Origin of the sequence: Phyllobacterium calauticae, from assembly GCF_019991125.1 — a bacterium.
Classification (GTDB): domain Bacteria; phylum Pseudomonadota; class Alphaproteobacteria; order Rhizobiales; family Rhizobiaceae; genus Phyllobacterium; species Phyllobacterium calauticae.
In genome coordinates, this window is record NZ_JAGENB010000003.1 from 187,895 (window position 1) to 201,793 (window position 13,899).

The 13,899-nt window shown below is 61.8% G+C and carries 14 protein-coding genes and 1 other RNA gene; 5 read left to right on the forward strand and 10 right to left on the reverse strand.

The genetic code is table 11. The features are described from left to right. Positions 1-63 precede the first annotated feature (63 nt). A complete protein-coding gene (locus J1W56_RS12735; protein ID WP_223613669.1) occupies positions 64-1,752 on the forward strand; it encodes an FAD-binding dehydrogenase in 1,689 nt (562 codons plus the stop codon). A 3-nt stretch (positions 1,753-1,755) separates the two neighbouring features. Here the strand turns inward: J1W56_RS12735 and J1W56_RS12740 are convergent, their stop codons facing one another. Continuing rightward, complete coding sequence (locus J1W56_RS12740; RefSeq protein WP_223613670.1) at positions 1,756-3,561, reverse strand: ABC transporter transmembrane domain-containing protein; 1,806 nt, start codon at positions 3,559-3,561, stop codon at positions 1,756-1,758. A 206-nt stretch (positions 3,562-3,767) separates the two neighbouring features. On the opposite strand from J1W56_RS12740, the gene rpmE reads away from it, so the two are divergent. Further along, positions 3,768-3,989, forward strand: coding sequence for a 50S ribosomal protein L31 (gene rpmE / locus J1W56_RS12745; protein ID WP_223613671.1), 222 nt, complete (start codon positions 3,768-3,770; stop codon positions 3,987-3,989). A 65-nt stretch (positions 3,990-4,054) separates the two neighbouring features. On the opposite strand, the gene J1W56_RS12750 is transcribed toward rpmE, so the two are convergent. Further along, positions 4,055-4,792, reverse strand: coding sequence for a class I SAM-dependent methyltransferase (locus J1W56_RS12750; protein WP_223613672.1), 738 nt, complete (start codon positions 4,790-4,792; stop codon positions 4,055-4,057). Positions 4,793-4,896: 104 nt separating this feature from the next. Between J1W56_RS12750 and J1W56_RS12755 the strand changes: the two genes are divergently transcribed. Continuing rightward, positions 4,897-5,367 (forward strand): GNAT family N-acetyltransferase, encoded by a 471-nt coding sequence (locus J1W56_RS12755; protein WP_223613673.1) that lies wholly within the window; start codon positions 4,897-4,899, stop codon positions 5,365-5,367. Between the two features lie 89 nt (positions 5,368-5,456). On the opposite strand, the gene J1W56_RS12760 is transcribed toward J1W56_RS12755, so the two are convergent. The 5 genes from J1W56_RS12760 to ssrS all read right to left on the reverse strand — a co-directional run bounded on the left by J1W56_RS12760 (position 5,457) and on the right by ssrS (position 8,835). Further along, positions 5,457-6,206: a YebC/PmpR family DNA-binding transcriptional regulator gene (locus J1W56_RS12760; protein WP_223613674.1), complete on the reverse strand. Its 750-nt coding sequence runs from the start codon at positions 6,204-6,206 to the stop codon at positions 5,457-5,459. Positions 6,207-6,503: 297 nt separating this feature from the next. Beyond that, positions 6,504-7,085, reverse strand: a complete 582-nt coding sequence (locus J1W56_RS12765; protein ID WP_223613675.1) for a biotin transporter BioY — start codon at positions 7,083-7,085, stop codon at positions 6,504-6,506. A gap of 66 nt (positions 7,086-7,151) precedes the next feature. After that, entirely contained in the window at positions 7,152-7,976 is an 825-nt protein-coding gene (locus tag J1W56_RS12770) for a TIGR00282 family metallophosphoesterase (RefSeq protein ID WP_223613676.1), read from the reverse strand. A 60-nt stretch (positions 7,977-8,036) separates the two neighbouring features. Further along, complete coding sequence (locus J1W56_RS12775; protein WP_223614120.1) at positions 8,037-8,651, reverse strand: 5-formyltetrahydrofolate cyclo-ligase; 615 nt, start codon at positions 8,649-8,651, stop codon at positions 8,037-8,039. Positions 8,652-8,678: 27 nt separating this feature from the next. Further along, positions 8,679-8,835, reverse strand: a non-coding RNA gene (gene ssrS, locus J1W56_RS12780) — 6S RNA. A 684-nt stretch (positions 8,836-9,519) separates the two neighbouring features. Between ssrS and J1W56_RS12785 the strand changes: the two genes are divergently transcribed. Then, positions 9,520-10,359 carry an AAA family ATPase gene (locus tag J1W56_RS12785; RefSeq protein WP_223613677.1) on the forward strand — a complete coding sequence of 280 codons (840 nt, stop codon included), beginning with the start codon at positions 9,520-9,522 and terminating at the stop codon, positions 10,357-10,359. Between the two features lie 65 nt (positions 10,360-10,424). Next, on the forward strand, positions 10,425-11,615 hold the full coding sequence (locus tag J1W56_RS12790) for a vWA domain-containing protein (protein ID WP_223613678.1): 1,191 nt from the start codon (positions 10,425-10,427) through the stop codon (positions 11,613-11,615). Here J1W56_RS12790 and phoB read toward each other — a convergent pair whose 3' ends face one another. Genes phoB through pstB form a run of 3 tightly spaced genes read right to left on the reverse strand, consistent with a single transcriptional unit; the run spans position 11,616 to position 13,845 of the window. Further along, the gene (phoB, locus tag J1W56_RS12795) at positions 11,616-12,302 is read right to left on the reverse strand and encodes a phosphate regulon transcriptional regulator PhoB (protein ID WP_162700294.1); all 687 of its coding nucleotides are present in this window, start codon (positions 12,300-12,302) and stop codon (positions 11,616-11,618) included. 20 nt (positions 12,303-12,322) lie between these two features. Beyond that, positions 12,323-13,048, reverse strand: coding sequence for a phosphate signaling complex protein PhoU (phoU, locus tag J1W56_RS12800; protein ID WP_105734424.1), 726 nt, complete (start codon positions 13,046-13,048; stop codon positions 12,323-12,325). A 23-nt stretch (positions 13,049-13,071) separates the two neighbouring features. Continuing rightward, positions 13,072-13,845, reverse strand: coding sequence for a phosphate ABC transporter ATP-binding protein PstB (gene pstB, locus J1W56_RS12805; RefSeq protein ID WP_223614121.1), 774 nt, complete (start codon positions 13,843-13,845; stop codon positions 13,072-13,074). Positions 13,846-13,899 lie beyond the last annotated feature (54 nt).

Here is a 13,899-nt window from a genome sequence, read left to right on the forward strand (position 1 = left end):
TCCCCTTTTCACCCCTTGATGTCCCAATTTCCACCCTTGCGTGCCAACCTGAGCCGCGCAATCATGCAGCGAGCAAAGCATTGGGAGGGGCGAATGGCAATGGATGCCGATGCGATCATCATTGGGGCCGGATTGTCGGGGCTCGTCGCCGCAAACGAGCTGGCACAGGCCGGCAAGAAAGTCATCCTCCTCGAACAGGAAGGCGAGAACTCCGTCGGCGGGCAGGCCTTCTGGTCGCTCGGCGGCCTGTTCTTCATCGACAGCCCGGAACAGCGCAGGCTCGGCATCCGCGATTCTTTCGAACTCGCGCGGCAGGACTGGCTGGGTTCGGCACAGTTTGACCGTGCCGAGGATCACTGGCCGAAACAATGGGCCGATGCCTATCTGCAATTCGCCGCCGGTGAAAAGCGCAGCTGGCTGCATTCGCTCGGCATGCGCTGGTTCCCGGTTGTCGGCTGGGCCGAGCGCGGCGGCGCGCTGGCGAACGGTCACGGCAATTCGGTCCCGCGCTTTCACCTGACCTGGGGCACGGGCCCCGGCGTCGTCGCGCCGTTCGAACGCCTGCTGCGCGAGGCCATTGCCAAGGGCCTGATCACGCTCAAATGCCGCCACCGCGTCAATGCACTGGTGACGACCAACGGTGCCGTGACGGGGGTCAGCGGCGATGTGCTGGAGCCGTCGACGGTGGAACGCGGCCAGCAGTCGGGACGCGAGGTGGCAGGCAGTTTCGCGCTGTCCGCGCCGGCCGTGATCGTCACGTCGGGCGGCATCGGCGGCAATCCCGAGCTGGTCAAGCGCAACTGGCCGCGCGACCGGCTTGGCAATCCGCCCGAGAATATGGTTGTCGGCGTGCCGCACCACGTGGATGGCCGGATGATCGACATCGCGGTCAAGGCGGGCGGCAGCGTCATCAATGCGGACCGCATGTGGCACTACACGGAAGGCCTCAGGAACTGGAACCCGATCTGGCCGAACCACGGCATCCGCATTCTGCCCGGCCCCTCGTCGCTGTGGTTCGACGCCAGGGGCAATCGCTTCCCGGCGCCTTACTTTCCGGGTTTCGATACGCTGGGAACGCTCAAGCACATCCTGTCGACCGGATACGGCTATTCCTGGTTCGTGCTGACGCAAAAAATCATCGAGAAGGAATTTGCCCTGTCCGGTTCCGAACAGAACCCCGACATGACGGGCAAGGACTGGAAGCTGCTCCTCAAGAACCGCCTCGGCAAGGGCGCGCCGCCACCGGTGGAGGCCTTCAAACGGCACGGTGAGGACTTTGTCGTGCGCGACAACCTGCAGGAACTGGTCAAGGGCATGAACGCGCTGACCGGCGACAATCTGATCGACCACGACCATCTCCGATACCAGATCGAGGCACGCGACCGCCAGATCGGCAACAAATACGCCAAGGATGCGCAGGTCACCGCCATGCGCGGCGCGCAGAATTATATCGGCGACCGGCTGACCCGCATCGCCAAGCCGCACCGGATACTCGATCCGAAGGCTGGTCCGCTGATTGCCGTGCGGCTCAATATCCTGACCCGCAAGACACTCGGCGGCCTGCACACCAATCTGAAGTCACAGGTGCTGGATGCGGCGGGCGCGCCTGTTCCCGGCCTTTATGCCGCAGGCGAAGCCGCCGGCTTCGGCGGCGGCGGCTATCAGGGCTACAACGCGCTGGAAGGCACTTTTCTCGGCGGCTGCATCTTTTCCGGGCGGTCCGCCGGTCGGGCGGCGGCCGGCAGAGGCTGAAATTTACTCGGCCGCGCCTTTGAATGCGTCTGCACCCGCTTCGAACTGCAGCTTGGCAAGGTTTGCATAGATCCCGTTCTTCTTGACGAGGCTCTGGTGCGTGCCTTCCTCGACGATGCGGCCGTCATCCATGACAAGGATGCGATCCGCCTTGAGGACCGTCGCCAGCCGGTGCGCGATGACCAGCGTCGTGCGGCCCTGCATCAGGTGTTCGAGGCCCTTCTGCACCAGAATTTCACTTTCCGCGTCGAGAGCCGACGTGGCTTCATCCAGCAGCAGGATCGGCGCATCGCGCAGGATCGCCCGCGCAATGGCGATTCGCTGGCGCTGACCGCCGGACAGCGTCACGCCGCGTTCGCCGACCTGCGTCGCATAACCGTGGTCGAGCGCTTCGATGAAGTCATGGGCGAGCGCCGCCCTGGCCGCCGCCTCGATATCGGCCGTGCTGGCGCCGGGCCGGCCGAAGCCGATATTCTCCCGCGCCGTCGCGGCAAAGATGGTCGTATCCTGCGGCACGATGGCAATGCGCGACCGCACCACCGCAGGATCGGCTTCGCGCAGGTCGACGCCATCCACCCGGATGCTGCCCGACACCGGGTCGTAATAGCGCAGCAGCAGCGAAAACACCGTGCTCTTACCGGCGCCGGAGGGCCCGACAATGGCGACAGTCTCGCCCGGCTTGACCTCGAAATCGAGACCGCGCAATGCCGGAGCATCGGGCCGCGTCGGATAATTGAAGCGGACATCCCTGAAAACAACGGAACCGACCGGCGGTTCCGGCAGCGCCACGGGGTTGAGCGGCGTGGCAATGGCGGGCTTTTCCGCCATGATTTCCATCAGCCGTTCCGCCGCGCCGGATGCCTGCGACAGCTCGCCCCAGACCTCGGACAGCGCCCCGAGCGCCCCGGCGGCAAACACCGCATAGAGCAGGAACTGACCGAGCGTACCCGGCGTGATGGTTCCGGCCAAAACGTCACGCGAGCCGAACCAGAGCACCGCCACGACACTGGAAAAGATCATGAAGATCGCAAAGGCGGTCAGCACGGCGCGCGCCTTGACCGAAGAACGGGCCGCGGCAAAGGCATCCTCGACGGCGGAGCCGAACCGCCCCGTCGCCAACGCCTCGTTGGTGAAGGCCTGCAGGGTGCGCACGGAGATGATGGATTCGCTGGCATAGGCCGTGGCGTTGGCCAGCGTGTCCTGGGCATTGCGCGAACGGCGGCGCACCGACCGGCCGAAGGCCACCAGCGGGATGATGATCACGGGAATGGCGGCGATCACCAGCCCGGACAGTTTGGCGCTGGTGATGACCATCATGACGATCGCGCCGAAGGCCAGAATGAGGTTGCGCAGGGCAATGGAGGCGGTGGCGCCTACGGCCGATTTGATCTGCGTGGTGTCGGCCGTCAGCCGCGAGACGATTTCACCCGACTGCGTGCTGTCGAAAAAGGCCGGTGACAATTTGGTGAGGTGCGCGAAAACATCGCGGCGCAGATCCGAGACAATGCGCTCGCCCAGTGTGATGACGAAATAGTAGCGCCCGGCGGATGCAACGGCGAGCGCGGCCGCCAGAACGATCAGCATGCCGAAATAATTGTCGATAAAGGCGCCGTTCGAACCGGAAAAACCGTGATCGATCATCCGGCGCACCGCGAGCGGAAGGATGAGCGTCGTCACCGCTGCAATGCTCAGCGAGATCAGGGCGCCAATCACCATACCCTTGTATCGGGACATATAGGGGAAGATGCGCTGCAGCGGCTTGAGCGAGCGCCGTTTCTTTTCTGCTTCTGCGTAAGCCGTGTCGGCCATATTTTTCAAGTCTTCCTGTATCGCATCGTGACTTTGCTGCCGGATGGCCTTGTTATTGTTTTAAGGCTGATGTATAGGCTCGCCAACAGTTTTGGAAGCCCACGTTTCTGTGACGTTTGGCTTCATCTCTACCAATCGGCTCCGAACCGGCCCTCCGCACCCTGTGTGGCTCTGGTTTTGTGCCCCTTAAGTTCAGGATAAGACAGATGAGAGCCAATATTCATCCAGACTACCACACCATCAAGGTTGTGATGACAGACGGCACCGAATACATGACCCGTTCCACATGGGGCAAGGAAGGCGATACGATGAACCTCGATATCGATCCGACCACGCATCCCGCATGGACCGGCGGTTCGCAGCAGCTCACCGACCGTGGCGGCCGCGTTTCCAAGTTCAAGAGCCGTTTCGCCAATCTGGGTATTTAATCCCTTCGGCATACCGGATTTCAAAACGGCTCCGCTCATGCGGGGCCGTTTTGCTTTGTGGGCGATCAGTCCCGCTCCGCGACAATGACAAGTTCGCGGCTTTCCGGCAGAACCGGGCCTTCGATCCAGTCGCCATACCACGCGGTTCGGATAAATCCCGCGTCCCGCAGATGCGTGCCGATTTCCGCCTGGGACAGAAAGCGCAGGGTGCTGGCATTGGCCAGCGTTTTGCCCGTCCCGTGAAAAACATGATCCGTCTCGAAAGCAACCCGATCGCCATTCACCGCGATCAGGCGGTGTTGGACACCGACCTCTCCCACGCCAGCGACTGACACTGTCCGGGCCGTCTGCTCCGGCGTCCAGCTTTCCCATGCCTTCACCGCCGGATTGCGGCTTTCGAATATCAGCCGCCCCTCCTTTGCCAGATGCGCATGGGCAGCCCTGAGGACGGCATGCACGTCGTCATCGCTGAGGAACACCTGGAAAACGTGGCCGGTCATGATGATCAGGTCGAAGCGCTCGCCCAGATCAAGCGTCCGCGCATCCGCCTCGATCCAGGTGACGGCTCCGCCGCCCTCCCGGCCCCGTGCGATATCCAGCATTGCCCGCGCCGGTTCGACGCCCGTGACCGCATGGCCGCGCGCCGCCAGCATGCAGGCGAGGAGGCCGGTGCCGCAGCCCAGATCGAGCACCCGCTTCGGCGTTCCGGCGCTGCGCAGATAGAATGCGCTGTCCTCCCCTGCCGGGTTCAGGCTGTCGTAAAGCGCGGCAAGTTCCCCATTGGTATAGATATCATCCAGCATGCGGTTGCGGTCCGTCCTGTCTTTGCACAAAGATTGCATCCATGTCCTTGTCCCCGCGCCGGAAACCATGTTTGCTGCCCCCACCATCTGGCGCGGAGAACATCATGCGGAGCGGACACGAAAAACTCGTACGGGCAACCATTGACGATGCAGACGCCGTCCGCAACCTCGTTCGCGCGTCCTATGCCAAGTGGATACCGGTGATCGGCCGTGAACCCAAGCCGATGGGTGCCGACTACGAACATGCCGTCCAGCACCATCTTGTCGACCTTCTCTACGCCGACGGCGAACTGGCGGGCCTCATCGAAATGATCCGGGAATCCGGTTGTCTCCTGATCGAGAACGTCGCCGTCGCACCGGCCTTTCAGGGCCGCGGCTATGGCAGGCTGCTTCTCACCCACGCGGAGGCGCTTGCCGGCTCGCTCGGTTTGCGCAAATTGCGGCTTTACACCAACAAGATGTTTGCCGAGAACGTCGCGCTCTACCTGAAGCTTGGCTACACCATCGACCGCGAGGAACCCTTCCTGGGCGGCATCGCCGTGCATATGAGCAAGCCCATTCCCCGCTACGCCTGAATTCTTCTTCCGCGTCACTCGCCTTGAGCGCAAATAAAGAGCCCGCTGGTCTGCAACCAGCGGGCTTCTTTGGGAACCTCGCCAGATAATCAGGCGGCGCTGAGCTTGGCCAGAACTTCGTCGCTGACTTCAAAATTGGCGTAGACGTTCTGCACGTCATCGTCGTCGTCGAGTGTTGCGATCAGGCGCAGCACGGACTGGGCCTTTTCCTCATCGACCGGCGCCGTCGTCTGCGGCTTCCAGATGGCCTTGATGGACTCGGCTTCGCCGAGCGCGCTTTCCAGCGCCTTGGACACATCGCCAATGTCTTCGAATGCGCAAAGAATGGTGTGGCCGTCCTCATCGGTCTGCGCGTCATCCGCACCGGCCTCGATCGCCGCATCCATGATCTTGTCGGCACTGCCGGCTTCCGGCTTGTAGGTGATTTCGCCGACGCGGCTGAACATGAAGCCGACCGAACCGGTTTCGCCCAGCGCACCGCCTGATTTGGTGAATGCGGCACGCACATTCGATGCGGTGCGGTTGCGGTTGTCCGTCAGCGCTTCGACGATGACGGCAACGCCGCCCGGGCCGTAGCCTTCATAGCGCACTTCTTCGTAATTGTCGGCGTCGCCGCCCGCGGCCTTCTTGATGGCGCGTTCGATGTTGTCCTTCGGCATCGACTGGGCGCGCGCGTTCTGCACTGCGAGGCGCAGACGCGGGTTCATCGCCGGGTCCGGCAGACCCTGCTTGGCGGCCACGGTGATTTCGCGTCCGAGCTTGGAGAAAATCTTCGACCGAACGGCGTCCTGACGCCCTTTGCGGTGCATGATGTTTTTAAACTGTGAATGGCCTGCCATGGCACCCCTGCGTGCTTAGATATGGTTCTGCCGTTTCCCTCGGAAGCCTGCGAACCAAGTCTGCAGGCAGTTCAGGCGGAAACAGGCGTCTGGAATGGCGCCCTTATAGGTAAAAACCGGCGTCTCGTCCAGCACCCGCGCGATCACAATGGGGGAAGTTGCAGCCGCATATCGCCATAGCCGGCTTTGGAAACAGCCGCACGACGATTTTATCGTCATTGCCGGCAAAGGCCGGTGTATGGCCTTTGCCGATAGAGATCAGCGTGCACAGAAAGTGATGTGCACGCTGGCGGATGGTCAAAACAGGCGCGCTGCGATGCCCGAACGGCGGAGCATTTCGATCGCAGCAGCAGCCAGGGCCGACTTCAACACGGCACCGATCAGGAACGGCGCAACGCCGGAAGCCCAGGCCGCTTCGAAACCGAAGAGATGCGCCAGCCACGCGGCGCCGAGGGCGAGGCAAAGCAGGTTGCCGAACAGCATGACCGCAGCCGATACAAACGGGTTGCGCGTCAGGCCGCGTTCCGCCAGGAAGCCGACGGCGGCGGCAACGACCGGGAAGGCCGCGAGGTAACCGGCAGTCGGTCCGGCGAAATAGAGGAACCCGCCGGCGCCACCGGCCAGAACCGGCATGCCGATCATCGCTTCACCCAGCCAGGCAAGCACGGTCAGGCCGCCCAGACGCCAGCCGTAAAGCGCGCCGACCGTCGTCACGGCAAATGTCTGCATGGTGACGGGCACGGGAAACATCGGTACTTCGATCCACGAGCTGACGGCAAGGAAGGCCGTGCCGATCAGAACGGCCAGAGCCTTGAAGGCAATGGAGCGGTCCGCCAGCCTCAGCGGGACGAAAGCGGTGGGAAATGCGGTCTGGGTCATGGAAGGTCTATCCTCAAACGAGTGTTACAGAATCGGGCGTGATTGGTTGCGCCGGGTTGTATCGAGCTATTTCCAGAAGGCAGGAATGGTTTCCTCCAGCCGCGGGCCAATGCGCAGAGGAGAAATCCTTTCGGCAAGTCCGGTGCGGTCGGAAATATCGACGCCGACGCCGCAGATCGTCGCCTTGCCGCTGGCGGCTTCAAACCGGCCTTTCGGCACCTTCGACAGAAAGCGGTTCAGCGGTTCTTCCTTGTCCATGCCGAGCGATGAATCGTAATCGCCGCACATGCCGGCATCAGACATATAGGCGGTGCCGCCATTGAGGATCTGCGCATCGGCGGTCGGCACATGGGTGTGCGTGCCGACGACGAGGCTGGCGCGGCCATCGACGAAATGGCCAAAACACTGCTTTTCGCTGGTGGCTTCCGCATGGAAGTCGAACACCACGGCATCGGCCTGTTCGCCGAGCGGACAGGCGGCGAGAATCTCCTCGCCGATGGTGAAGGGGTCATGCAGGTCCGGATGCATGAAGACGCGGCCCATGATGTTGGACACGAGCACGCGCGCGCCGTTCTTGGCGAGAAACACACCGGAGCCCTTCCCGGCCGTGCCGAGCGGGAAATTCGCCGGGCGCAGGAACCGCTGTTCGCGCGAGGCGAAAACCAGCGCTTCCCGCTGGTCCCAGACGTGATTGCCTGTCGTGACCACGTCGGCCCCGGCATTGATCGTGTCGTGAAAGATTTCCTCGGTGATGCCGAAGCCACCCGCGGCGTTCTCGCCGTTGACGATGACGAAATCGAGCTTCAGGTCGGATATCAGTCCCGGCAATTGCTCATAGACCGCCGTCCGGCCCGAACGCCCCACCATATCCCCAAGAAACAGTAATCTCACGCGCACATCCTGAAAGAGAGCCCGGTCCTTGCCGGGGCCTGAAATGATCGATTTATCTGTCTAGCCGAAGCGGCGCAACCCGCTTTCCGTCAGGATCGCCTCCAGCGGCACATCATGCGGCTCATCGGGTACGGTTTCAACCTGCTGGCAGTCAAACGCCACGCCGATCAGGCGCGGGTTCACGCCCTTGATCTGCAGATGCGCGATGGCCCGGTCATAGTAGCCCGCACCATAGCCGATGCGGTGCCCCCTGACATCGAAGGCCGCCAGCGGCACCAGCATGAAGGATGGGTCGAGCACGGCGGCGTCGTGCGGCGGCCCCGCCGTGCCGAAGCCGGTATCGATCATCGGCGCGCCGCGCACCAGTTCACGGAAAAGGATCGTCTGCTTGTCGATGATGGCGGGCAGGCAAAGCCGTGCACCGCGCTCGCGCAGGCCGAACAGCAGCGGGCGCAGATCCACCTCCGAGCGGATCGGCCAGAAGCCCGAAACAATGGTGCCTGCATCGACGGCAAGCGCCGCCAGGCCGAAATCGGCAATGCGCATCGAGGCTTCGACGCGGAATTCCGTCGTCAGCGCATCGCGGCGGCCAAGGGCCTCCAGGCGCAGTTTCTTCTTCAGCTCTTTGATGGGGGAGTGGTGCTGCACGGGCTTGATTTCATGGGGCGCCGGCACGCGAACCGGCTCGGGATGAAACAAAAGTGGCGTCCACACAACCGATGGAGAAGTCGATCCCGGGAACCTACAAAGTAGGTGGGTGCCGTGTGAAGAAGCCCACGGGCCTCCTCAGGGACAGCTCCCTAAGGGATCATTAAGGCCCCGGGGAATATGTCTCTCCTGTCGAGAAGCGCAGAGCGCCGATCCGAATATAGGACGGATGCAGGCATTGCACCAGTGCGCGGCAAACGATTTTCCCTCCCCGCACAATCTTTGTCGCATAATCATTGTGGATGCGTGGAACACCCCTCTCTGGGCTGCCGCCCATCTCCCCCACAAGGGGGGAGATCGCATTGGCATTAGCGGCTCTGCTTATTCTGCAATGTTGGAAATTGGCTGAAACAATCGTGACAGCTGATCTCCCCCCTTGTGGGGGAGATGTCCGGCAGGACAGAGGGGGGTTGGAACAGCCAAGTTGTTGTTTTATAAGAAATTCACCACCAACTTATCCAACACGTCCCAACCCACGTTATTCTCAACGTGTCCTTTCCGGCGGGAATGCTTCCGGAAACTTTCGAAAGTCGGGAAAGGATCGGCGCTTCGGCCTCACAGGGAGGAAAACCTGTGCGGCCGGGGAGGTTTGGCTCAATGGTTGCGCATTGGGTAAAACCCTCAAAAACGCCGGGGCGGGTGGTCCTTGGATCGCAAGCATAGCATACCACATACCCCAAGACCCGCGTTCCAGGGACGCCCGTCTCTCCCTCCTTCAACAGCCAGACGCGAAAGCGGGCGTGGCAACGGGAAAACCATATCGCCGCATTCCCGGACGGCTCTTGCCCTCCTCCGGCACGCCCCTTAATCTTTGCCGATCACGAAAGGGAATGCGATGCGGTTTGAAGGTACAGCGGCCTATGTGGCCGACAAGGACTTGATGGTGGCGGTCAATGCGGCGATTGCGCTTGAACGGCCACTGCTGGTCAAGGGCGAACCCGGCACCGGCAAGACCGAGCTTGCCCGGCAGATCGCGGCGGCGCTCGATCTGGAACTGGTCGAATGGAACGTCAAATCCACCACCAAGGCGCAGCAGGGCCTTTACGAATATGATGCCGTCAGCCGCCTGCGCGATTCGCAGCTTGGCGATGCCAAGTTCAACGACATCGCCAATTACATCAAGCCCGGCAAGCTGTGGCATGCCTTCACGACCGACAGGAAAGTCGTGCTGCTGATCGACGAGATCGACAAGGCGGATATCGAGTTTCCCAACGATCTCCTGCAGGAGCTCGATCGCAACGAATTTCACGTCTACGAAACAGGCGAAACGATCCGCGCCATGCACCGGCCGATCGTCATCATCACCTCCAACAACGAGAAGGAACTGCCCGACGCCTTTCTGCGCCGCTGCTTCTTCCACTATATCCGCTTCCCGGATGTCGAGACGCTGACCCGGATCGTCGAAGTGCACTATCCCGGCATCAAGCAGAACCTCGTGCGCGCCGCCCTCACCCAGTTTTACGAGATCCGCGATGTGCCCGGCCTGAAGAAGAAGCCGTCGACCTCCGAAGCGCTGGACTGGATCCGCCTGCTGGTCGCCGACGACATCGCCCCGGAAGATCTGCGCGCCGACCCGAAGAACGCCTTGCCGAAACTGCACGGCGCCCTGCTCAAGAACGAGCAGGACGTGCATCTGTTCGAGCGGCTGGCCTTCATGGCAAGGAGGCAGGGATGACGCTCGCCATCCGCCCCATCGAGAGAACCGGCATCGTTCATCGCATGCAGTAAAAGGGTCCCACAATGTTCCTCCCCTTCTTCCTCGAGCTTAAGGCGGCCAAAATTCCCGTATCCCTGCGGGAGTATCTGACGTTGCTTGAGGGGCTGGATGCGGGGCTGGTGACCTACGATGTGGAAGGGTTCTACTATCTCGCCCGTTCCGCCCTGGTGAAGGACGAGCGCCATCTCGACCGCTTCGATCAGGTCTTCGGCCACGTGTTCAAGGGGCTGGAACTGCTCGGCGGCGAGAGCGGTGTCGACATTGCCAATCTGCCCGAGGAATGGTTGCGCCGGCTCGCCGAAAAGCACCTCACGGAAGAAGAGAAGAAACTGATCGAGGCGCTGGGCGGTTTCGACAAGCTGATGGAAACCCTGCGCCAGCGGCTTGAGGAGCAGAAGGGCCGGCATCAGGGCGGCTCGAAATGGATCGGCACGGCCGGAACGTCGCCCTTCGGTGCCTATGGCTACAATCCGGAAGGCGTGCGCATCGGCCAGGACGAGGGCCGGCACGGCCGGGCGGTCAAGGTGTGGGACAAGCGCGAATTCAGAAATTTTGACGACAGCGTCGAGCTGGGCACCCGCAACATCAAGGTTGCCCTGAAGCGGCTGCGCCGCTGGGTGCGCGAAGGCGCCGATGACGAGCTCGACCTTTCCGGCACCATCAGGTCAACCGCCGAACACGGCTATCTCGACGTGCAGACACGGCCCGAACGGCGCAATCATGTCAAGCTGCTGATGTTCTTCGATGTGGGCGGCTCCATGGACGAGCATATCCGGATCGCCGAGGAACTGTTCTCCGCCGTCCGCTCCGAATTCAAGCACATGGAATATTTCTACTTCCACAACTGCCTTTACGAGGGTGTGTGGAAGGACAACCGCCGCCGCCACGCGGAAAAAATCCCGACGCTCGATCTCATCCATAAATATGGACCGGACTACAAGGTCATCTTCGTCGGGGATGCCGCCATGGCGCCCTACGAGGTTTCCCATGCGGGCGGATCGGTCGAACACTGGAATGAAGAAGCCGGCGCGATCTGGCTCGGCCGGGTGCTCGACCACTGGAAGAACGCCGCCTGGCTCAATCCGTCAAAGGAACAGTACTGGGACTACACCGCCTCGACGGCGATGATCCGCAAGATTTTCGCGCATCGCATGTATCCCATGACCCTGGCGGGCATCGAAGGGGCGACGCGCGAACTCTCGCGCAGGCACTGATTACCCGAACGAGTACCCAGCACCGCGCACGGTGCGGATCGGATCGATGGAGCGGCCGATATTGATGGCCTTGCGCAGCCGCCCGACATGCACGTCGACGGTACGGTCGTCCACATAGATGTCGGCGCCCCAGACATTGTCCAGGAGCTGGCCGCGCGAGAACACCCGGCCGGGGGACTGCATCAGGAATTCCAGCAGGCGGAATTCGGTCGGCCCGAGCTTCAGCTCACGTTCCTTGCGGAACACGCGGTGCTGCTCGCGGTCGAGCTTCAGGTCGCCGAAGCTGAGCACATGCGACAGCAGGCTCGGATTGACCCGGCGCAGCATGGCCTTGATGCGGGCAAGCAGTTCCGGGGTCGAGAACGGCTTGACCATGTAGTCATCGGCGCCGGTGGCAAGGCCGCGCACCCGCTCGCTCTCTTCGCCGCGTGCCGTCAGCATGATGATCGGCAGGATTTCGGTCTCGCGCCGCGCCCGCAGGCGGCGGCAGAGTTCGATGCCGGAAAGCCCCGGCAGCATCCAGTCGAGAATGAGCAGATCCGGCACTTTTTCACGCAGCGCAATTTCCGCCTCGTCACCGCGTGCGATTGTCTCGACGACATAGCCTTCGGCTTCAAGATTGTACCGGAGAAGGACGCTGAGCGCTTCCTCGTCTTCGACAACAGTGATTTTGGGAGCTATCGCCATTGCTGGAATCCTGATTCTGTTTAAGGCTGTCTGGCTTCATCGACGATGATGCTGTGGGTCTGGTCTTCCTTGGGCCGTTCGGCCGGAAGCTGGGCACCCGTCACGATGTAGTAGACCGTTTCAGCAATGTTCGTCGCATGGTCTCCGATGCGCTCGATGTTCTTGGCGCAGAAGAGAAGGTGCGTGCAGGCGGAAATGTTGCGCGGGTCTTCCATCATGTAGGTCAGGAGTTCGCGGAACAGCGAGGTGTACAGCGCATCGATTTCGTCATCGCGCTCGCGCACGATGTTGACCTGCTGCACGGAGCGTGTCGCATAGGCGTCGAGCACGTCCTTGAGCTGCGTCAGGGCGAGTTCCGCGATGGTCTGCAGGCCGCGATAGACCGACAGCGTCTGACGCGTATCGGTGACGGCGACAACGCGCTTGGCGATGTTCTTGCCCAGATCGCCGACCCGTTCGAGGTCGGAGGAAATGCGGATGGCGCCGATGATTTCACGCAGGTCGATCGCCATGGGCTGGCGCTTGCCGATGATGGTGATGGCCTTCTCGTCGATCTCGCGCTGTCCGGCATCGAGGATGAGATCATCCGAAATGACGCGCTGGGCCAGCGCATTGTCGGAGTTCACCATGGCGGTGACGGCCTGTTCGACCATGCGCTCGGCATGGCCGCCCATTTCGGCGATCTTGTGCGTCAGGAACTTCAGTTCGTCGTCATAGGAACGGACGGTATGCTGCGACTCGGTCATATTCTTATCCCTGTTTCCCGTGATTAGCCGAAGCGTCCGGTGATGTAGTCCTGCGTGCGCTTTTCCGTCGGATTGGTGAACATCATTTCCGTATCGCCCACCTCGACGAGGTTTCCGAGATGGAACATGGCGGTGCGCTGCGAAACGCGGGCCGCCTGCTGCATCGAATGGGTGACGATGACGATGGTGTAGTTCTGGCGCAGTTCGTCGATCAGTTCCTCGACCTTTGCCGTGGCAATCGGATCGAGCGCCGAGCAGGGTTCGTCCATCAGGATGACTTCCGGGCTGACGGCAATGGCACGGGCGATGCACAGGCGCTGCTGCTGGCCGCCGGAAAGACCGGTACCGGCTTCATGCAGGCGGTCCTTCACTTCGTCGAACAGGCTGGCGCGGCGCAGGCTCTTCTCGACGATTTCCTCCAGCTCGTGCCGGTTTTTGGCCAGACCATGGATGCGCGGGCCATAGGCCACATTCTCGAAAATGGACTTCGGGAACGGATTGGGTTTCTGGAAAACCATGCCGACCCGGGCGCGCAGCTCGACCACGTCGATCTTCGGATTGTAGATATCCTCGTCATCGAGCGTGATCTTGCCGCCGATCTTGCAGCCTTCGATCGTGTCGTTCATGCGGTTGAGCGAGCGCAGGAAGGTCGACTTGCCGCAACCGGACGGGCCGATCAGTGCCGTCACCATTTTCTCAGGCACGTCGAGGCTGACACCGAACAGGGCCTGCTTTTCACCGTAGTGAACGGTGACATCCTTGCCCTGCATTTTGATCGTATTGACCTGTGCACTCATTTTGTCGTTTACCGCTTTTTCGAGAGATCGTTCTGTCATCAGATTCATTGTTCG

Bases quoted from the DNA above. Each gene is read 5' to 3' on its own strand.
- J1W56_RS12760 (WP_223613674.1), bottom strand. From the start codon at position 6,206: ATGGCAGGCCATTCACAGTTTAAAAACATCATGCACCGCAAAGGGCGT.
- J1W56_RS12750 (WP_223613672.1), bottom strand. From the start codon at position 4,792: ATGCTGGATGATATCTATACCAATGGGGAACTTGCCGCGCTTTACGAC.
- J1W56_RS12765 (WP_223613675.1), bottom strand. From the start codon at position 7,085: ATGACCCAGACCGCATTTCCCACCGCTTTCGTCCCGCTGAGGCTGGCG.
- J1W56_RS12790 (WP_223613678.1), top strand. From the start codon at position 10,425: ATGTTCCTCCCCTTCTTCCTCGAGCTTAAGGCGGCCAAAATTCCCGTA.
- J1W56_RS12740 (WP_223613670.1), bottom strand. From the start codon at position 3,561: ATGGCCGACACGGCTTACGCAGAAGCAGAAAAGAAACGGCGCTCGCTC.
- phoB (WP_162700294.1), bottom strand. From the start codon at position 12,302: ATGGCGATAGCTCCCAAAATCACTGTTGTCGAAGACGAGGAAGCGCTC.
- pstB (WP_223614121.1), bottom strand. From the start codon at position 13,845: ATGAGTGCACAGGTCAATACGATCAAAATGCAGGGCAAGGATGTCACC.
- J1W56_RS12735 (WP_223613669.1), top strand. From the start codon at position 64: ATGCAGCGAGCAAAGCATTGGGAGGGGCGAATGGCAATGGATGCCGAT.
- phoU (WP_105734424.1), bottom strand. From the start codon at position 13,048: ATGACCGAGTCGCAGCATACCGTCCGTTCCTATGACGACGAACTGAAG.
- J1W56_RS12755 (WP_223613673.1), top strand. From the start codon at position 4,897: ATGCGGAGCGGACACGAAAAACTCGTACGGGCAACCATTGACGATGCA.
- rpmE (WP_223613671.1), top strand. From the start codon at position 3,768: ATGAGAGCCAATATTCATCCAGACTACCACACCATCAAGGTTGTGATG.
- J1W56_RS12785 (WP_223613677.1), top strand. From the start codon at position 9,520: ATGCGGTTTGAAGGTACAGCGGCCTATGTGGCCGACAAGGACTTGATG.